Genomic DNA, 14537 nt, shown 5'->3' with positions numbered 1-14537 from the left:
TGACGGAGCGTCAGCCGGGCAGCAGGCCGCGGCTCCGGGCCTCGTACCGGGCGCCGGGGTCGTCGAACGCCTCGATCTCCCGGAGGTATCCGAGGAGTTTCGAGGCGGTCGCGCGGTTGTAGTCGGCCTGGGTCCGCTCGCTGAAGGTCTCGGCGAGCACCTGGGCCACCTCGTCGGGCTTGAGTCCGTAGCCGCCGAGTTCGGTTCCGATGGACGGCACGTCGGGACGGAGGAAGACGTCGATGAGTTCGGGGAAGAGCCGGGCGGAGAAGGTGCGTTCCGCGCGGTTCAGGGAGGCCCACAAGAAGGTCAGGTAGGAGGCGAAGTAGGCGTGGTGCCGGCCTTCGTCCACCGCGTGGTCGTGCAGGGTGTCGACCACTGCTCCCGATACTTCGCGGGACTTGGATATCTCCGTCAGTGACGCGGTGATGAGTGTTTCCGAGACGATGGTGAAAAGCAGGTCGATGAAGCCCGCCTTGGCCGGATCGTGCTTCTCCTTGAGGGCCGCCAACCGGCGCAGGAAGTACGGCTCTTCGTCGATTCTGGGTGCGATGCCCGTGCGCTCCTGCACTTGCCGCATCAGGTCGACGGAGAAATATCCGTGGTAGGCCTCGTCGCAGTAGATCTTCAGGGCGTCGAAGCGCATTTGGTCGGGGATCGGCACCTGTATGTTGCCCTGCGATATACCGAGGACGACGTAGTTGACCACCATGAACTCCAGCTTCGACGTGAAGTGGAGGTAGCGGTAGAGCTGTTGGGTGAGCAGCCGGCGGAAAAGTTCGGGTCGTAGGCCGGCGACGAGTTCGTGCTTCGCGACCGGTACCAGATCCGCGGGGAAAAGGTCGCCGGTGTCGTCGGTAAGTGTTCGGCGCGGGCTCGACCGTACGGAGGCGCGACGGTCCCAGTTCGCGAATGGTGTGCGGTAGTCGGGGAGTTGAGCCAATGAATCGTCAAATTTCGCCGACGAATCGTCGGTCCGCGCATGGTTGCGTGTTAACTGGCTGACTGGGCAGAATGCCGCAGCCGCACAGCCCGTGAAGAGTCCGACAGTACCGCACATTCTCGATTCTCCTGGAGTTCGTATTCTGGGTTCTGGGCGAGTTCGGGGCACTACCCGAGAGGTGAAGCACCGCATGACGACGCAGCCCGGTCGGTCGGCCGAGGAAGAGTTCCAGCCCGTCACCGAGGAGCAGTTGGCCGAGCAGTTGGCGTACTACTCGAGTCGCGCGGGGGAATACGACGACTGGTGGCTACGGCGGGGAACCTTCGACAAGGGCGAGGCCGCGAACGAGGTCTGGTTCCGTGAGGCGGAGCTGGTCCGGTCCGTGCTCTCCTCGGTCGAACTCGGCGACGACGTTCTCGAACTCGCCCCGGGTACAGGCACGTGGAGCGTTCACCTCGCCCCTCGCGCCCGGAATCTCCTGCTGGTCGACGGGTCCGCCGAGATGCTCGCGCACAACCCGGCGGCCAAGGAGGAACAGGTCCGGACCGAGATCGCGGACCTGTTCACCTGGGAGACCGACGAGCGGTTCGACGCGATCGTCTTCACATTCTGGATCTCGCATGTCCCGCGCGAACGGCTCCGTCCCTTCTTCCGTTCGCTGGGGAGTTGGCTACGGCCCGGCGGCCGGCTGTTCTTCGTCGACGACCTTCCGCTCGCGACCACCGAACCGCATGTCGACGGCGCGGCCGGCCAGACCATGACGCGTCGGCTCGACAGCGGGGAGAGCGCGACCATCGTCAAGAACTTCTACCCGGCCACCGAACTCGCCGCCGCCGCCGATGAGTTCGGCATCGACCTGGACGTACGGGAGAGCGAGACGTACTTCCAGTACGGCACCGGCCGCAGGCGCTGAGCCGAGGGTCGTGGCGGAGTGCTCAGCCGACACCGATCGTCGCCGTTCTCAGTTCGGTGAAGAACTCGATCGCGTCGTCGGCGCACTCCGCCGGGCCCATCTGGGACTCCTTGGTCCCGATGTGCGGCATGTGCGGAAACGCCCCCACACCCGGCCGGTTGACGTGCAGCATGCCGGCCTCGGCCTCGGCGAGGAACCGACCGATCAGCGGCAGGCTGGCCGTGAACAGGGTGGCCGACATGCCGTACCGGACGGAGTTGTTGATGGCCACCGCCTCGTCGAAGTCACGACACCGCAGGACCACCAGGACCGGTCCAAACACCTCGGTGTTCGCGAGTGGCGCGTCCGCGCCGATGCCGGTGAGCACCGTCGGCGCCATGAAGTAGCCGCCTTCGTCGGTGACCACCGCGGTTCCCCCGGCGATGAGTTGAGCGCCCTCGCGTACGGCCGCGGACACGGCGTCCAGGCAGCGTTCGAGACTGGCGCTGTTGATCAGCGGGCCGAGATCGGTCAGCGGATCGTCCGGCCGGCCTACCCGCAGGGCGCTCGCGCGGGCCGCCAACAGCTCCACGAACTTCTCGAAGACATCCTCCTGGACGATGGCCCGGCTGGTCGCGGAACAGCGCTGTCCGGCCTGGCCGAAGGCGCCGTGCGCGACGGCGTCGGCCGCCTTCTCCAGGTCGGCGTCCGCCAGGACGACGACCGCGTTCTTCCCGCCCATTTCGAGCTGGGTCCTGGTGAGCGACGCGGCGGCGGCCGCCTGGACGCTCCGGCCGACGTCGACGCTCCCGGTGAAGGACACCCCTTTGACCAGCGGATGTTCGACGAGGGCGGCGCCGGTCGTGCCGTCGCCGTGCACGAGGTTGACCACACCGGCCGGAACTCCCGCCTCGTGGGCCAGAGTTACCAGCCGCTGCGCGGTGAACGGGGCCAGCGGTGACGGCTTGAGCACCACCGTGCAGCCGGCCACCAGGGCCGGGGCCAGCTTCCACACCGGGATGGCCAGCGGAAAGTTCCACGGTGTGATGAGCCCGACCACGCCGATCGGATGGCGTGTGGTGGAGCTCCAGGTGTCCGGGCTGTCGGACGGCAGCGTGCGGCCGCCGAGGCGTCGGCCCAGCCCGGCGGCGAACCGGACGATCTCGATCGACCGGGCGACCTCCGAGTCCGCCTCCGCCCGGGTCTTGCCGTGTTCCTCGGTGATCAGCAGGGCCAGTTCGGCACGGTCCCGCTCCATCAGCCCGGCCAGGCGATGGACCAGGTCCGCGCGGGCGACGGAGCCCACCTTCCGCCATGCCGCGAGCTGTTCGTGCGCCGTCCTGACGGCGCTGTCGACAACTCCCCTGTCCGCGACGGGAATCCGGCCTAAGGACGTGCCGGGGCAGGCGGGGTTCACTTTCTCCAACAGGGCGTCGCCCTGGACGTGTTGGCCGCCGATGAGGTGTGCGCCCCTGTGGACGCTGTCGGCCCGTATCTCAACGCTCAACGACATCGGCGTTCCTCCGCTCTTCCCGAGCGCCGTTCAGGATCTGCTTGGCGACGCCCTGGCCGATCGACTCGAAGCGGTCCTCGGCGGACAGCAGCGCGGCCACGTCCTGGTAGCCGAACACGTCGCCCAGCGGGGCGAGTCGGTTCTCCACGGGTGCGGCCGTGCCCTCGGCGAGGATGGACCCGAATATCTGGCGGATCGACGTGATGGCGCCGCGCAGGCCCTGGTTGGCGTAGATCGCGAGCGACGCTCCGCCGGCCCGCAGCTCTTCCATCGTCACGCTGTTGTACGTCGTCGGGACGACCACGATCGGCAGCTGCCCGTCGTAGGCGGCGCAGAACGAGTAGATCTCGTCCGGTGTGGTGCGCTTGGAGTGGATCAACAGGGCGTCCGCGCCCGCGAGTTCGTACGCCTCGGCCCGGCGCAGGGCTTCGTCGAGGCCGTAGCCGGAGATGAACGCCTCTATGCGGGCGATGATGACGAAGTCCTCGCTGACGCGTGTCGCCACCGCCGCGGCGATCTTGCCCGCGAAGTCCTCGATGGGCACGAGGGCCTGATTGCCGGCGACGAAACTGTTGAGCTTCGGGAAGGTCTTGTCCTCGATGCAGACGCCCTGGACGCCGGCGGCCTCGTAACTGCGCACCATGTGGACGACGTTGCCGATGCCGCCGAATCCGGAGTCGCAGTCCGCGAGGACCGGGACGGACACCTTCTCGACCATCGCCCGGGCCACGGCGAGGCATTCGTTCATGCTGAGGATGTTGGCGTCGGGGACGCCCAGCGAGGCGGAGATCTCCAGCCCGCTCGCCCAGACCACGTCGAAGCCCGCCTGTTCGACGAGTTGAGCGGTCAGCGGGTTGTGGGCGCCGGCCGCTTTGGCGAGGTCGGCGTCGTGCAGCAGGGCGCGCAGGGACTTTACCGGTGACATTGTTGTTCTCCCTTGCGGAGACGGAGGGACCGAGCGGTGCTGACATGGCCGAGCGCCGCGTGCGTCGCGGAGTGCCGGGGCCTCGGCCGGGCGCTGGCTACTTGACCGCGAGAAAGCGGGTGAAGCGCTCGCGCAGCTCGTGGGGGGTGTGTGCGACGCGGCGGCCGACGGGCTCGCTGCGTGGCCGGACCTTCGCGTGCACGAAGGCGGGGAAGGCGTCGACCGACGCCCAGTCGATGTCCGGTGTGTCCACGGACAGGGCCCGGCGATAGCCGAAGGCCAGTGCGGCCGAGACGGGATCCTCGAACGGCACCGTGCGCTGGCCGCCGGTGCTGCCGTGCACACCGTTGTCGAGTACGACGTGGAGCAGCCGTGCGCCGGTCGCTCCGACGCTCAGCATGCCGCCGGTGTTCATCGCCAGCGAGCCGTCACCGTCGAGCACGACGACCGGCCGGCCGGGATCGGCCAGGGCGACGCCGACTCCGACGGGAGCGGCCATCCCCATGGAGCCGACGAGATAGAAATTCCCCTCGCGGTCCCGGTGGTTGAACAGGTCGCGCGAGATGTGCCCGCAGGTCGAGATCACCGCGGCGGTGGGGAACGCCGTCAGCACCGAGCGGAACATGTCCTCGTACCGCATCAGACCCCCGAGGTGATCAGGACGGCCACCGCGCGGTGTCCGTCGTCGTGGAGGTCCACCGCGGTGTCGATCGCCCGGGCGGGGTCCTCCGGGTCCAGGACCACATGCCCGATTCCTACGGCGCCCAGGACGCGGAGCAGTTCGCGGCCGATGATGTCGTGCTCGACGGCGTCCGTGTCGTCGAAGCCGCGCCAACTCATCAGCACCAGTGGGTTGATGCCGTAGATCTGGGTGAGCGAGGTGAAGGAGTTCAGGCTGTAGCCGAGCCCGGAGTTCTGCATCAGGACGAACGGGGTGCGGCCGCCGAGCCGGGCGCCGACCGCGATGCCGACGGCGGTGTCCTCACGCGGTGCGGGGACGTAGGTCAGGCCCAACTCGCTTGTGGTGTGGGGTGATTCGAGATGCCGGAACAGGCCGTTCAGGAGGGAGCAGGGCACTCCTGTGGCGAAGTCGAAGCCGTGCGCGGCGAGTTGTTCCAAGGTGCGGTGCGCGACGTCCGTCGCCACCTGGGTCATGACCCGATCCCTTGGGCGGCGTAGACGGACAGGACGGCGGTCAGCGCGAAGCAGAGGACCAGGAATCCCTTGAGATAGCGCCCTCGGAGTTTGGGTACGGTGAAAGGCGCGACGTTCAGGATCGCGACCGCGAATCCCGCCACCGCGGCTCCCCCTACCGCCGCGCCCGGTGCCAGGGCCCACAGGGCGATCAGCACAAGGGCCACGACCACCGGGTTGTAGAAGATCGGCATCCCCGAGAATTTCCCGCCGGAGAGTCCGTAGACGTTGAAATAGGCGAGCCGGGTGACACCGGCGACGACTATCAGGGCGGCCGGGACCAGCAGGAGGGAATTCCAGTTCCCCACCGCGAGGACGAGGACCGCCGGTCCGACTCCGCTGCAGACGGCGTCCGCCAGCGAGTCCAACTGGAGTCCCAGGGCGGACATGTGAGCCGGCCGGTTCTTGGTGCTGCGGGCGATGGGTCCGTCGAAGCAGTCCAGGATGACCGCGATCACCCCCATCGCGGCGGACAACTGGAGTCGGCCCTGTGCGGCGAAGCAGATGCCGAGGAGTCCGCTCACCACTCCCGCGATCGTGCAGAGGTTCGCCCAGTCCGCCCATAAGGAGAGGATCGTCGGGTCCGCTTGGCCGGCTGGTCCGGCGGGTTCGGTTGCTTCAGTGGGCTTGGTCGGTTCGGCCGGTTTCGCCTGGGTGTTCTGCTGGGTCATGCGTCCACCACGTTCTGCAGCCAGAGTTCGACGTTCATGTACATCCAGACCTTCTTTCCGTAGAAGTCGTGATCCAGGTTCTGTGGATTCGACAGGAACTTCTCCATGCGGCGCGGGTCGAACATCCCGCGCCGGGTCGCGACCGGGTCGAGGAGGATGTCCTTGGCCTCGTCGAGCATTCCCGCCCGCATCCAGTCGTCCAGGGGCGTGGGAAAACCCATCTTCTTGCGCTGGGTCAGTTCGCGGGGCAGATAGCGCTCGGCGAGTTTCCGCAGCAGGGTCTTCGTCGTGTCCAGGCTCTCGGAGGCGGCGAAGGCGGGTGTGGCGAGGGACCGGAACTGGGACCAGCGGCTGTTCCAGCGCATCTTGTACTTGACCGGCATCCGGACGAACGTCTCGATCAGTTCCGCGTCCACGAAGGGAACGCGCCCTTCGAGGCTGGCCGCCATGCCGATGGTGTCGACCTTGTCGAGAATCGCGCCGATGTGCAGATGCTGGAAGGCGTGCAGCACCGAGTCGTAGGGGTTGCCCCGCCGGGTGCGGCCGAAGGACGTCTCGAACGGATTCCGGGCGGCCCGGTCGCCGTTGAGAACGGCACGGGACTCGGCCGTGAAGAGCTGGTTCTTCTCCTCGAACGGCACCCAGTTGTAGACGCGGTAGAAATGCTCGAGATGGCTCCGTACATCGAGATTGGCCAGCACGGAGGTCTGACTCGGACCGCGCGCGGACACGATCCGGTCGACCGCGTCCGCGGGAAGTATCTTCCGCAGGGCGCTGATCTTCTTCCAGTCCAGCGGCGATCGCATGACGCGTCCGTAACCGCCGAACAGTTCGTCCGCGCCGTCACCGGAAAGGGCCACGGTGACGTCGTTTTTCATGAGCCTGGACAGCTCCAGGACGGCGATCTCCTGAGGAATGCTCAGCGGTGCGTCCCGGTGCCGGATGAGCGGCACCAGACCCTTGCGGTAGTCCTCGTGACCGACGACGAGATGCTGATGCTCGGCGCCGACCTCCCTGGCGACGGCCTCGGCGAACCTGCCCTCGTCGTAGGCGCCGTCGCCGTAGCCCACCGAGAAGGTCTTGATCGGCCGGTCGCTCATCCTCGCCATCATGGCCACGATCAGGCTGGAGTCGAGACCGCCGCTGAGGTAGGCGCCCAGGGGCACTTCGGACACCATGCACCGGCGGATCGACTGCTCCAGCAGGTGGTCGGCGCGGTCGAGCCAGTCCGCCTCCGACGTGGTCCCGTCGATGTCCGGGACCGGGAGGCTCCAGTACTGACGGACCTTGAGCCCGCCGGCCCGCACGGTGAGCACATGGCCGGGCAGGACCTTTTCGATGCCGTCGAAATAGCTGACCCCCCAGACGGGCTGACGGAAGGTCAGATAGCTCGATATACCGTCCAGGCTGGGCACGCGGCGGAAATCGGGATGCGCCAAGATGGACTTCATCTCCGAGCCGAACAGGAACTGCGAGCCGACCTGCGCCCAGTAGAGCGGCTTGATACCCAGCCGGTCCCGCGCGAGAGTCAGTGTTCCGGAGCGCGGATCATGGATCGCGAAGGCGAACATTCCCACGAGTTCGTCCACCACCCGCTCGCCCCATTGCAGGTATCCCCGCAGGATGGACTCGGTGTCGCTCGTCGTCCTGAACCGGTGGCCAAGTCCTTCCAACCGGGCGCGCAGTTCACGGTAGTTGTAGATCTCGCCGTTGAAGACGAGGGCCACACCGCTGTCCTCGTCCGTCATCGGCTGGTGTCCGTGCGGCACATCGATGACGCTGAGCCGCTGGAAACCCAACCCGATCGGTCCGTCGATGTGCAGACCGCTCTCGTCGGGCCCGCGATGGACCAGGCAGTCCGTCATCATTTTGAGCTGCTCGGTCTGCTCGAAATTCCGTCCGTCGGTCTGGAAAACGCCCGCCACACCACACATGCCGTTTCCTTCCTTCTCTGGACCACGCGAAGATTTCGGTATCGCACGAAACTTTCCGGACTACTCGAACCGTTCCTTCGCGAGCAGATAGTCGTCCTCGTCGTCGATCTCGGCCCATTCGTCGGTCTTGGCATCCACGAAAGAGACCGGTACGGCCGTACTGACATCGGCCATGACGGAGGTGAAATAGGCGTCCGTGCCACGGCCGGCGGCCATTTCCGCGACGACGGCATCGGCGAGCAGGCCGGCCGCCGCACCGGTCGCGCTCAGGAATCCCACATAGTTGCCGTCCGCGTCGGCCGGGGAGATGTGGTTTCCCATGTCCACACTTCCGTCGGCAGCGCGGCGCACCCGCATGGTGCCGGTCAGCCTTGTGGAGAGGTCGACCAGCAGATGGATTCCGGCCAGCTCGTCCCACAGGTCCGCCATGGCCTGGTCGGACACGACGACGTCACCGAAGAGCACAGCACAGTCCTGGCCACGGAGCAGGCCGGCGTGGGTCGCCAGCGTCCAGAGGTTATTGGTGCTTTCGAAGTCCGGGTAGTAATGCAGAGTCGCACGGGTACCGACTTCCCGGGCGATCTGTTCGGCTTCATGGCCGACTATGACATGAACGTCGGTCACGCCGTTCTGGCCGAGTTGATTCAGTACCCGGGATATCAGTGTCTCGCCGCCGATCCGGATCAGACACTTCGGCTGCCCTTCGGTTATGCCCCGGGCCCGGGTACCCCGGCCGGCGCAGAGCAGGATTGCACGACGATACGTCATTACCTCTCCTTGGAGCGCAACACGTTCCGCAACGCTTCACCACCGTACGGATCGGTGACGTTCAAGTGAAGCTTGACCAACTTAAATATGTCCGACGATTGCTTATGTAATGCAAAGAGCTCATCAATGGACCATGCGTGAGTTTTTCTTTGCGCGGGCTTGGTGAATTCGGAGAGTCAGCTCGCGCGTAATGAAAAATCGCGCTGTGTGATCACCGCTGGACGGGAGAGTGCCGGCTCGTGCGACCAGCGCCTCGCATGCGCGCCGCGCTCCCATTTATGTCCGCAAAGGGGTAGTTGGCCCTCCGTTTACGGGGAGGTCGCCCCGTATCGACGTCCGGATCCCGCCCCATGCTCCGGCAACGGCCGCGTAACGGCCGCGCCACACCGGTCACGGCTTGGCCAACCCCTGCCCGACCTTTGAGCACTTGTTCACCAGGGGTCCTCTGTCGACTCACCCGTTCATCAAGAGAGGGTGATCAAGCGGACAGGGTCTGCCACCGAGACCGTCACGGCTCGCTGCCGTGGCGTGACGCACAGAGGTGGCACAGAAAATTTCCCGCCGCGAACTGACGCAGACTCAAGAAGGGGCAATCATGGCCGAGTTAACGCGCCGTAGACTCCTCGGTTCCGCCGCGGGCGCGCTGGGCGGCGCCGCGGCGTTCTCCGTCCTCCCGCCGAGCATCCAACAGGCCGTCGCGGCCGGGCCGGTGAAGGGTTCGCTCGACGACATCGAGCATGTCGTCCTGCTCATGCAGGAGAACCGGTCGTTCGACCACTACTTCGGCACGCTGTCCGGTGTGCGCGGCTTCGCCGACCCGGACGCGCTCAGGCTCGACTCCGGCAGGTCCGTGTTCTACCAGCCGGACGCGGTGAACCCGAAGGGGTATCTGCTCCCCTTCCACCTCGACACCCACACCTCCAGCGCGCAGGCCATCCCGTCCACCAGCCACGCCTGGGACGTGCAGCACTCCGCCTGGAACCACGGCAAGATGGACAACTGGCTGCCGGCCCACCGCACCGCCGACGGCGTCAACGGCCCCTATGTGATGGGCTATTACGACCGGCGGGACATCCCCTTCCAGTTCGCCCTCGCCGACGCCTTCACCATCTGCGACGCCTACCACTGCTCGGTGCTGGGCCCGACCTGGCCCAACCGGATGATGTGGATGACGGGCACCATCGACCCGGGCGGTACGCGGGGCGGTCCCGTCACCAGCAACACGGTGCCGCCGACGCCGTTCCGCTGGACGACCTACGCGGAGCGCCTCCAGAACGCCGGCATCAGCTGGAAGTCGTACCACGAGGAGGACGACGCGTTCGGCTGCAACGTCCTGGTGCAGTTCCAGGCGTTCGCGGAGTCCGAGCCGGGCTCGGACCTGTACGAGCGCGCCGTACGCCCCATGCCCGCGGGCACGTTCGAGGACGACGCCCGCAACGACCGTCTCCCCGCGGTGTCCTGGATCATCCCGACGAGCCTGACCTCCGAGCACCCGGACTATCTCCCGGCGGCCGGCGCGGACTGGGTCGCGTCGAAGATCGAAGCGGTCGCCTCGAACCCGAAGTTGTGGAAGAAGACGGCCTTCATCCTCAACTACGACGAGAACGACGGCCTGTTCGATCACGTCGTGCCGCCGACCGCGCCCGCGGGCACGGCGGACGAGTACGTCGGCGGGCTGCCGGTCGGTGCCGGGTTCCGTGTCCCGGCGATTCTCATCTCGCCCTGGACGGTGGGGGGTTGGGTGGCCACGGAGACCTTCGACCACACCTCGGTCCTCCAGTTCCTGGAGCGCTGGACCGGGGTGGAGGAGCCGAACATCAGCGACTGGCGCCGGGACACCTTCGGCGACCTCACCTCCGCGTTCCGCTTCCGCGACACCCGCACGCGCCCACCGAGGCTGCCGCAGGACACGGCGGAACAGCTGGCGAAGGCGAAGGAGGAGGTGGCGACGCTGCCGGCCCCGACCCTGCCCGGCGCGGACCAGGCCTTCCCCCGGCAGGAGAAGGGACGTAGGCCGCAGGTGTGAGTGGCGGCTGAGGGTTCGCCGGTGTCTCGTGACGGGAGAGCGGTGAGGGCATGCCCTTCCGCGCTCCCGTCACTGGTCCCCGGAAGCCGACTCCGTACGGCCCTGGTCGAGGCGTTCCACGGCGGCCACCGGGTAGCGCGCCTGCGCCTCGGCCCCCTGGCTGACCGTGGTCAGGTCGAGCCAGCTCAGGCGGAAGAGCCGGCCGCCTCGGTGTTGTCGCCGCGCAGCACCCTGATGTGCGCGTCCGGACCGTGCCGCCGCATGGCCGTGCGGTAACCGCGGACCCGCGCCCGGGGCGAGGGGCACGTGCGGCTGTCGTCCGGAGCTCTTCACGCGCGCCGCCCGGATCTCGGCGGCGGTCAGGGTGTGCTCCGCTTCCCCAACTCACCCGACATCTCAGGTGGATTCGCGCACCACCAGCCGGCAGGGAACGCTGTGCAGGCCGGGCGCCGGCTCGGAGTTGATGGCGTCCAGGAGCAGGAGGGCGGCCTGTCGGCCGATCTCGGAGAGGTCCGTGTCGATCGTGGTGAGGGGCGGTCGGGAGGCCAGGGCCATGACGTCCCAGTTGTCGTAGCCCACGATCGACACCCGGCCGGGCACGTCCAGGCCGTTCTCGCGCAGCGCGTCGGCGACGCCTCTGGCGATCTGGTCGTTGCCGCAGAAGAAGGCGTCCGTGTCCGGTGCCGTACGCAGCACCGCTTCGGCCGCTCTGCGGCCCCATGCCTCGCTCCACTCCCCGAAGTGGACCCGGCCGGTGGCGAGTTCCATGGCGGCGTGCTTGAGGAGTTCGAGGGTGTGGTGGGCGCGGTCGCGGGCGGCCGCGTGGTGGGCCGGGCCTGTGATGTGCGCGATCCGGCCGCGGCCGGTGCCCAGCAGATGCTCGATGGCCAGCTTGGCTCCGCTCCGGTCGTCGGACACGACGGAGATGTCGTCCGGGTCGGTGGACGGCGAGAGCGCGTAGACCGTCGGGATCGGTTCGATGCCGTTCAGCGGCGGACGCGGGTCCGTCCTGCGGCCGGTCACGATGATGCCGTCCACCCGGCGGTCCATGAGGTTGCGCAGGTGGTGCTGCTCGCGGATGGCGTCGCCGCGGGTGTCGCACAGCAGCACGGAGATCTTTCCGGCGCCGAGCGCGTCCTCGGCGCCGAGGAGGACGGGCGTGCTGAAGCGGCCTATACCGTCCGTCGTCATCAGCCCGACCGTCCAGCTGCGGCCGGTGTGCAGGCTCTGCGCCTGCTGATTGGGGCGGAAGTCGAGCTCTTCGACGGCGTCCAGAACCCGCTGGCGGGTCTCCGGGCGCATGTTCCCACTGCCGTTCAGCGCCTTCGAGGCCGTCCCGACACTGACACCGGCCAGCTTGGCCACGTCGGCCAGCTTCGCCCGCCCGGTGGGCGGAAGACTTGGAACGGCGGTCACGCGCAATCCTTTTCCCTGACGACATCGGCAGCTGCATCCTGGCACCGATCACGCCGCCTGGCCAGCCCTCACCAGGCCAGGAAAATGTTTGGGCGGACCCCTTGACGCGCCCTCGGTCCCGTTCCTACCTTTCCCGGCAGAAAAACGTTTTCCTAAACGGGTTCGAGAGACGGAGCAATGCCCGTCCGGCCTCAGGGACGCCCTGACGCGCCTCGCGTCCCCGACCTGCTTCCCACCTACCTCTCCGGAGAGCCATGCCCCGCCCACGTTCCACCGCGCTGCCCTCCTCGGCCCCGGCCCCGTCCGAACAGGCGGGCGCGTCCACCGGGCCGGTCCGCCTCGGCCCGGGTGCCAAGGCGGCACTCGCGCCCGCCGCGGCCGAGGTGCGCGCCGGCTTCTGGAGCACCCGCCGCGAGGTGAACACGCGCGTCTCGCTCCCGCAGGGCCCCGGCCTGCTGGAGTCGGCGGGGAATCTGCACAACCTGCGGCTGGCGGCGGGCACGGTCGAGGGCGAGTTCCGGGGCGCGTACCCGTTCGTGGACACGGACGTCTACAAGTGGCTGGAGGCCGCCTCCTGGCAGCTCGCGCAACACCCCGACCCCGAGCTGGAGTTGGAGGTCGACCGGATCGTCACCCTGGTCGCCGGCGCGCAGCAGCCCGACGGCTACCTGAACACCTGGTTCCAGCTGCTCAAGGGCGGCGAGCGGTACAAGGACCTGCGCTGGGGCCACGAGTTGTACTGCGCCGGCCATCTCATCCAGGCGGCCGTCGCCCACCACCGTGCCACCGGCCGGCCCCAACTCCTGGACGTGGCCCGCGGGTTCGCCGACCACATCGACTCCGTGTTCGGCCTGCCCGGCAGCGGCAAGGAGATCGACGGCATCGACGGCCACCCCGAGGTCGAGACCGCCCTGGTGGAGCTGTACCGGGAGACCGGCGAGCGCCGCTACCTCGATCTGGCCGGCTACTTCGTCGACCGGTTCGGCCACGGCCTGCTGGGCGGCGAGGCGTACTGCCAGGACCGGGTGCCGCTGCGTGAGGCGGACACCGTGGAGGGCCACGCCGTACGGCAGTTGTACCTGCTGGCCGCCGCCGCGGACCTGGCGACCGAGACCGGGGACGCCGAACTCCTGGCGGCTGCCGAGCGGTTGTGGCGGGCGATGACCACGACCAAGACCCACCTCACCGGCGGCCTCGGCGCGCACCACGACGAGGAGGACTTCGGCGACCCGTACGAACTCCCCAACGAGCGCGCCTACTGCGAGACCTGCGCCGCCATCGCGTCCGTCCAGTGGAGCTGGCGGATGGCCCTGCTCACCGGCGAGGCCCGCTACTCCGACCTGATCGAACGCACCCTGTACAACGGTTTCCTGGCCGGGGTGTCGCTCGACGGAGAGCGCTGGCTGTACGTCAACCCGCTCCAGGTCCGCGACGGCCACACCGACCCCGGCGGCGACCAGTCGGCCCGCCGCACCCGCTGGTTCCGCTGCGCCTGCTGCCCGCCGAACGTGATGCGGCTGCTGGCCTCGCTGGAGCACTACCTCGCGTCCGGTGACGAACAGGGCCTGCAGATCCACCAGTTCACCACCGGCCGCTACTCCTACGGCGGGATGTCCGTCCGCACCGAGACCGACTACCCCTGGCACGGCACGATCGCCCTCACCGTCGAGGACACCCCCGACCGGCCGTGGACCCTGTCCCTGCGCGTCCCGCAGTGGTGCCGCGAATTCCGGGTGCGCGTCGGGGAGTTGTCGTACGACCACTCGGACGCGCCGGTCGAGGACGGATGGCTGCGCCTCGAGCGGACCTGGGCGCGGGGCGACTCGGTCGTCCTGGAGCTGGTGCTCGAACCCCGGCTGACCGCCGCCGACCCGCGGGTGGACGCCGTGCGCGGCTGTGCGGCGATCGAGCGCGGGCCGCTCGTGTACTGCCTGGAGCAGGTGGACGTCCCCGGCGGCGGTCTGGACGACATCGTCCTCGACGCCACCCGCCCGCTCGCCGTGAAGCAGCGCCCGGATCTGCTCGGCGGGGTCACCACCGTCGTCGCGGCCGGGTACCGCAGGCGCCTTGCGGACGACGGGAGTTGGTGGCCGTACCGGGCCCCCGCACCCGGCGCCGCACCGGCCGGCGACCTGGTCGAGCTCACCGCGATCCCCTACTACGCCTGGGCCAACCGCCAGGACGGCGCCATGCGCGTCTGGCTGCCCACCTCCTGACCCCGCACCACCTGCCCCCTCCTACGAGCCGCACCAAGA

General features: G+C 68.2%; 12 protein-coding genes and 1 pseudogene. 3 read left to right on the top strand and 10 right to left on the bottom strand.

Annotated elements, in window-relative coordinates; all coding sequences use genetic code 11:
- Positions 1–10: 10 nt before the first annotated feature.
- Complete coding sequence (locus R2B38_RS37290; protein ID WP_318020206.1) at positions 11–943, bottom strand: diiron oxygenase; 933 nt, start codon at positions 941–943, stop codon at positions 11–13.
- A gap of 190 nt (positions 944–1133) precedes the next feature.
- Here R2B38_RS37290 and R2B38_RS37285 point away from each other — a divergent pair, with 190 nt between their 5' ends.
- A complete protein-coding gene (locus R2B38_RS37285; protein ID WP_318020205.1) occupies positions 1134–1856 on the top strand; it encodes a class I SAM-dependent methyltransferase in 723 nt (240 codons plus the stop codon).
- A gap of 22 nt (positions 1857–1878) precedes the next feature.
- On the opposite strand, the gene R2B38_RS37280 is transcribed toward R2B38_RS37285, so the two are convergent.
- The 7 genes from R2B38_RS37280 to R2B38_RS37250 form a co-directional block, all read right to left on the bottom strand.
- Positions 1879–3348, bottom strand: a complete 1470-nt coding sequence (locus tag R2B38_RS37280) for an aldehyde dehydrogenase family protein (RefSeq protein WP_318020204.1) — start codon at positions 3346–3348, stop codon at positions 1879–1881.
- On the bottom strand, positions 3332–4273 hold the full coding sequence (locus tag R2B38_RS37275; protein ID WP_318020203.1) for an isocitrate lyase/phosphoenolpyruvate mutase family protein: 942 nt from the start codon (positions 4271–4273) through the stop codon (positions 3332–3334). Before R2B38_RS37275 ends, R2B38_RS37280 begins: the two co-directional genes overlap by 17 nt.
- Before the next feature lie 97 nt (positions 4274–4370).
- A complete protein-coding gene (locus R2B38_RS37270) occupies positions 4371–4913 on the bottom strand; it encodes a thiamine pyrophosphate-dependent enzyme (protein WP_318020202.1) in 543 nt (180 codons plus the stop codon).
- A complete protein-coding gene (locus R2B38_RS37265) occupies positions 4913–5428 on the bottom strand; it encodes a thiamine pyrophosphate-binding protein (protein ID WP_063744464.1) in 516 nt (171 codons plus the stop codon). The genes R2B38_RS37270 and R2B38_RS37265 overlap by 1 nt, the downstream gene beginning before the upstream one ends.
- Positions 5425–6138 (bottom strand): CDP-alcohol phosphatidyltransferase family protein, encoded by a 714-nt coding sequence (locus R2B38_RS37260; protein WP_318020200.1) that lies wholly within the window; start codon positions 6136–6138, stop codon positions 5425–5427. Before R2B38_RS37260 ends, R2B38_RS37265 begins: the two co-directional genes overlap by 4 nt.
- Entirely contained in the window at positions 6135–8072 is a 1938-nt protein-coding gene (gene asnB / locus R2B38_RS37255; RefSeq protein WP_318020199.1) for an asparagine synthase (glutamine-hydrolyzing), read from the bottom strand. The genes R2B38_RS37260 and asnB overlap by 4 nt, the downstream gene beginning before the upstream one ends.
- A 60-nt stretch (positions 8073–8132) precedes the next feature.
- Positions 8133–8840 (bottom strand): NTP transferase domain-containing protein, encoded by a 708-nt coding sequence (locus R2B38_RS37250; protein ID WP_318020198.1) that lies wholly within the window; start codon positions 8838–8840, stop codon positions 8133–8135.
- 595 nt (positions 8841–9435) lie between these two features.
- Here R2B38_RS37250 and R2B38_RS37245 point away from each other — a divergent pair.
- Positions 9436–10866, top strand: a complete 1431-nt coding sequence (locus tag R2B38_RS37245; RefSeq protein WP_318020197.1) for an alkaline phosphatase family protein — start codon at positions 9436–9438, stop codon at positions 10864–10866.
- Positions 10867–10935: 69 nt separating this feature from the next.
- On the opposite strand, the pseudogene R2B38_RS37240 reads toward R2B38_RS37245, so the two are convergent.
- Together R2B38_RS37240 and R2B38_RS37235 are read right to left on the bottom strand one after the other, a co-directional pair.
- Positions 10936–11153 (bottom strand): annotated as a pseudogene (locus R2B38_RS37240) (LacI family transcriptional regulator); the annotation flags it as partial.
- A 109-nt stretch (positions 11154–11262) separates the two neighbouring features.
- The gene (locus R2B38_RS37235; RefSeq protein ID WP_318020196.1) at positions 11263–12282 is read right to left on the bottom strand and encodes a LacI family DNA-binding transcriptional regulator; all 1020 of its coding nucleotides are present in this window, start codon (positions 12280–12282) and stop codon (positions 11263–11265) included.
- A 254-nt stretch (positions 12283–12536) separates the two neighbouring features.
- Between R2B38_RS37235 and R2B38_RS37230 the strand changes: the two genes are divergently transcribed.
- On the top strand, positions 12537–14498 hold the full coding sequence (locus tag R2B38_RS37230) for a glycoside hydrolase family 127 protein (RefSeq protein WP_318020195.1): 1962 nt from the start codon (positions 12537–12539) through the stop codon (positions 14496–14498).
- Positions 14499–14537: the final 39 nt, after the last annotated feature.

It is taken from the genome of Streptomyces sp. N50 (genome assembly GCF_033335955.1).
Lineage (GTDB): Bacteria > Actinomycetota > Actinomycetes > Streptomycetales > Streptomycetaceae > Streptomyces.
This window is presented reverse-complemented; position numbering and strand designations above follow the sequence as displayed.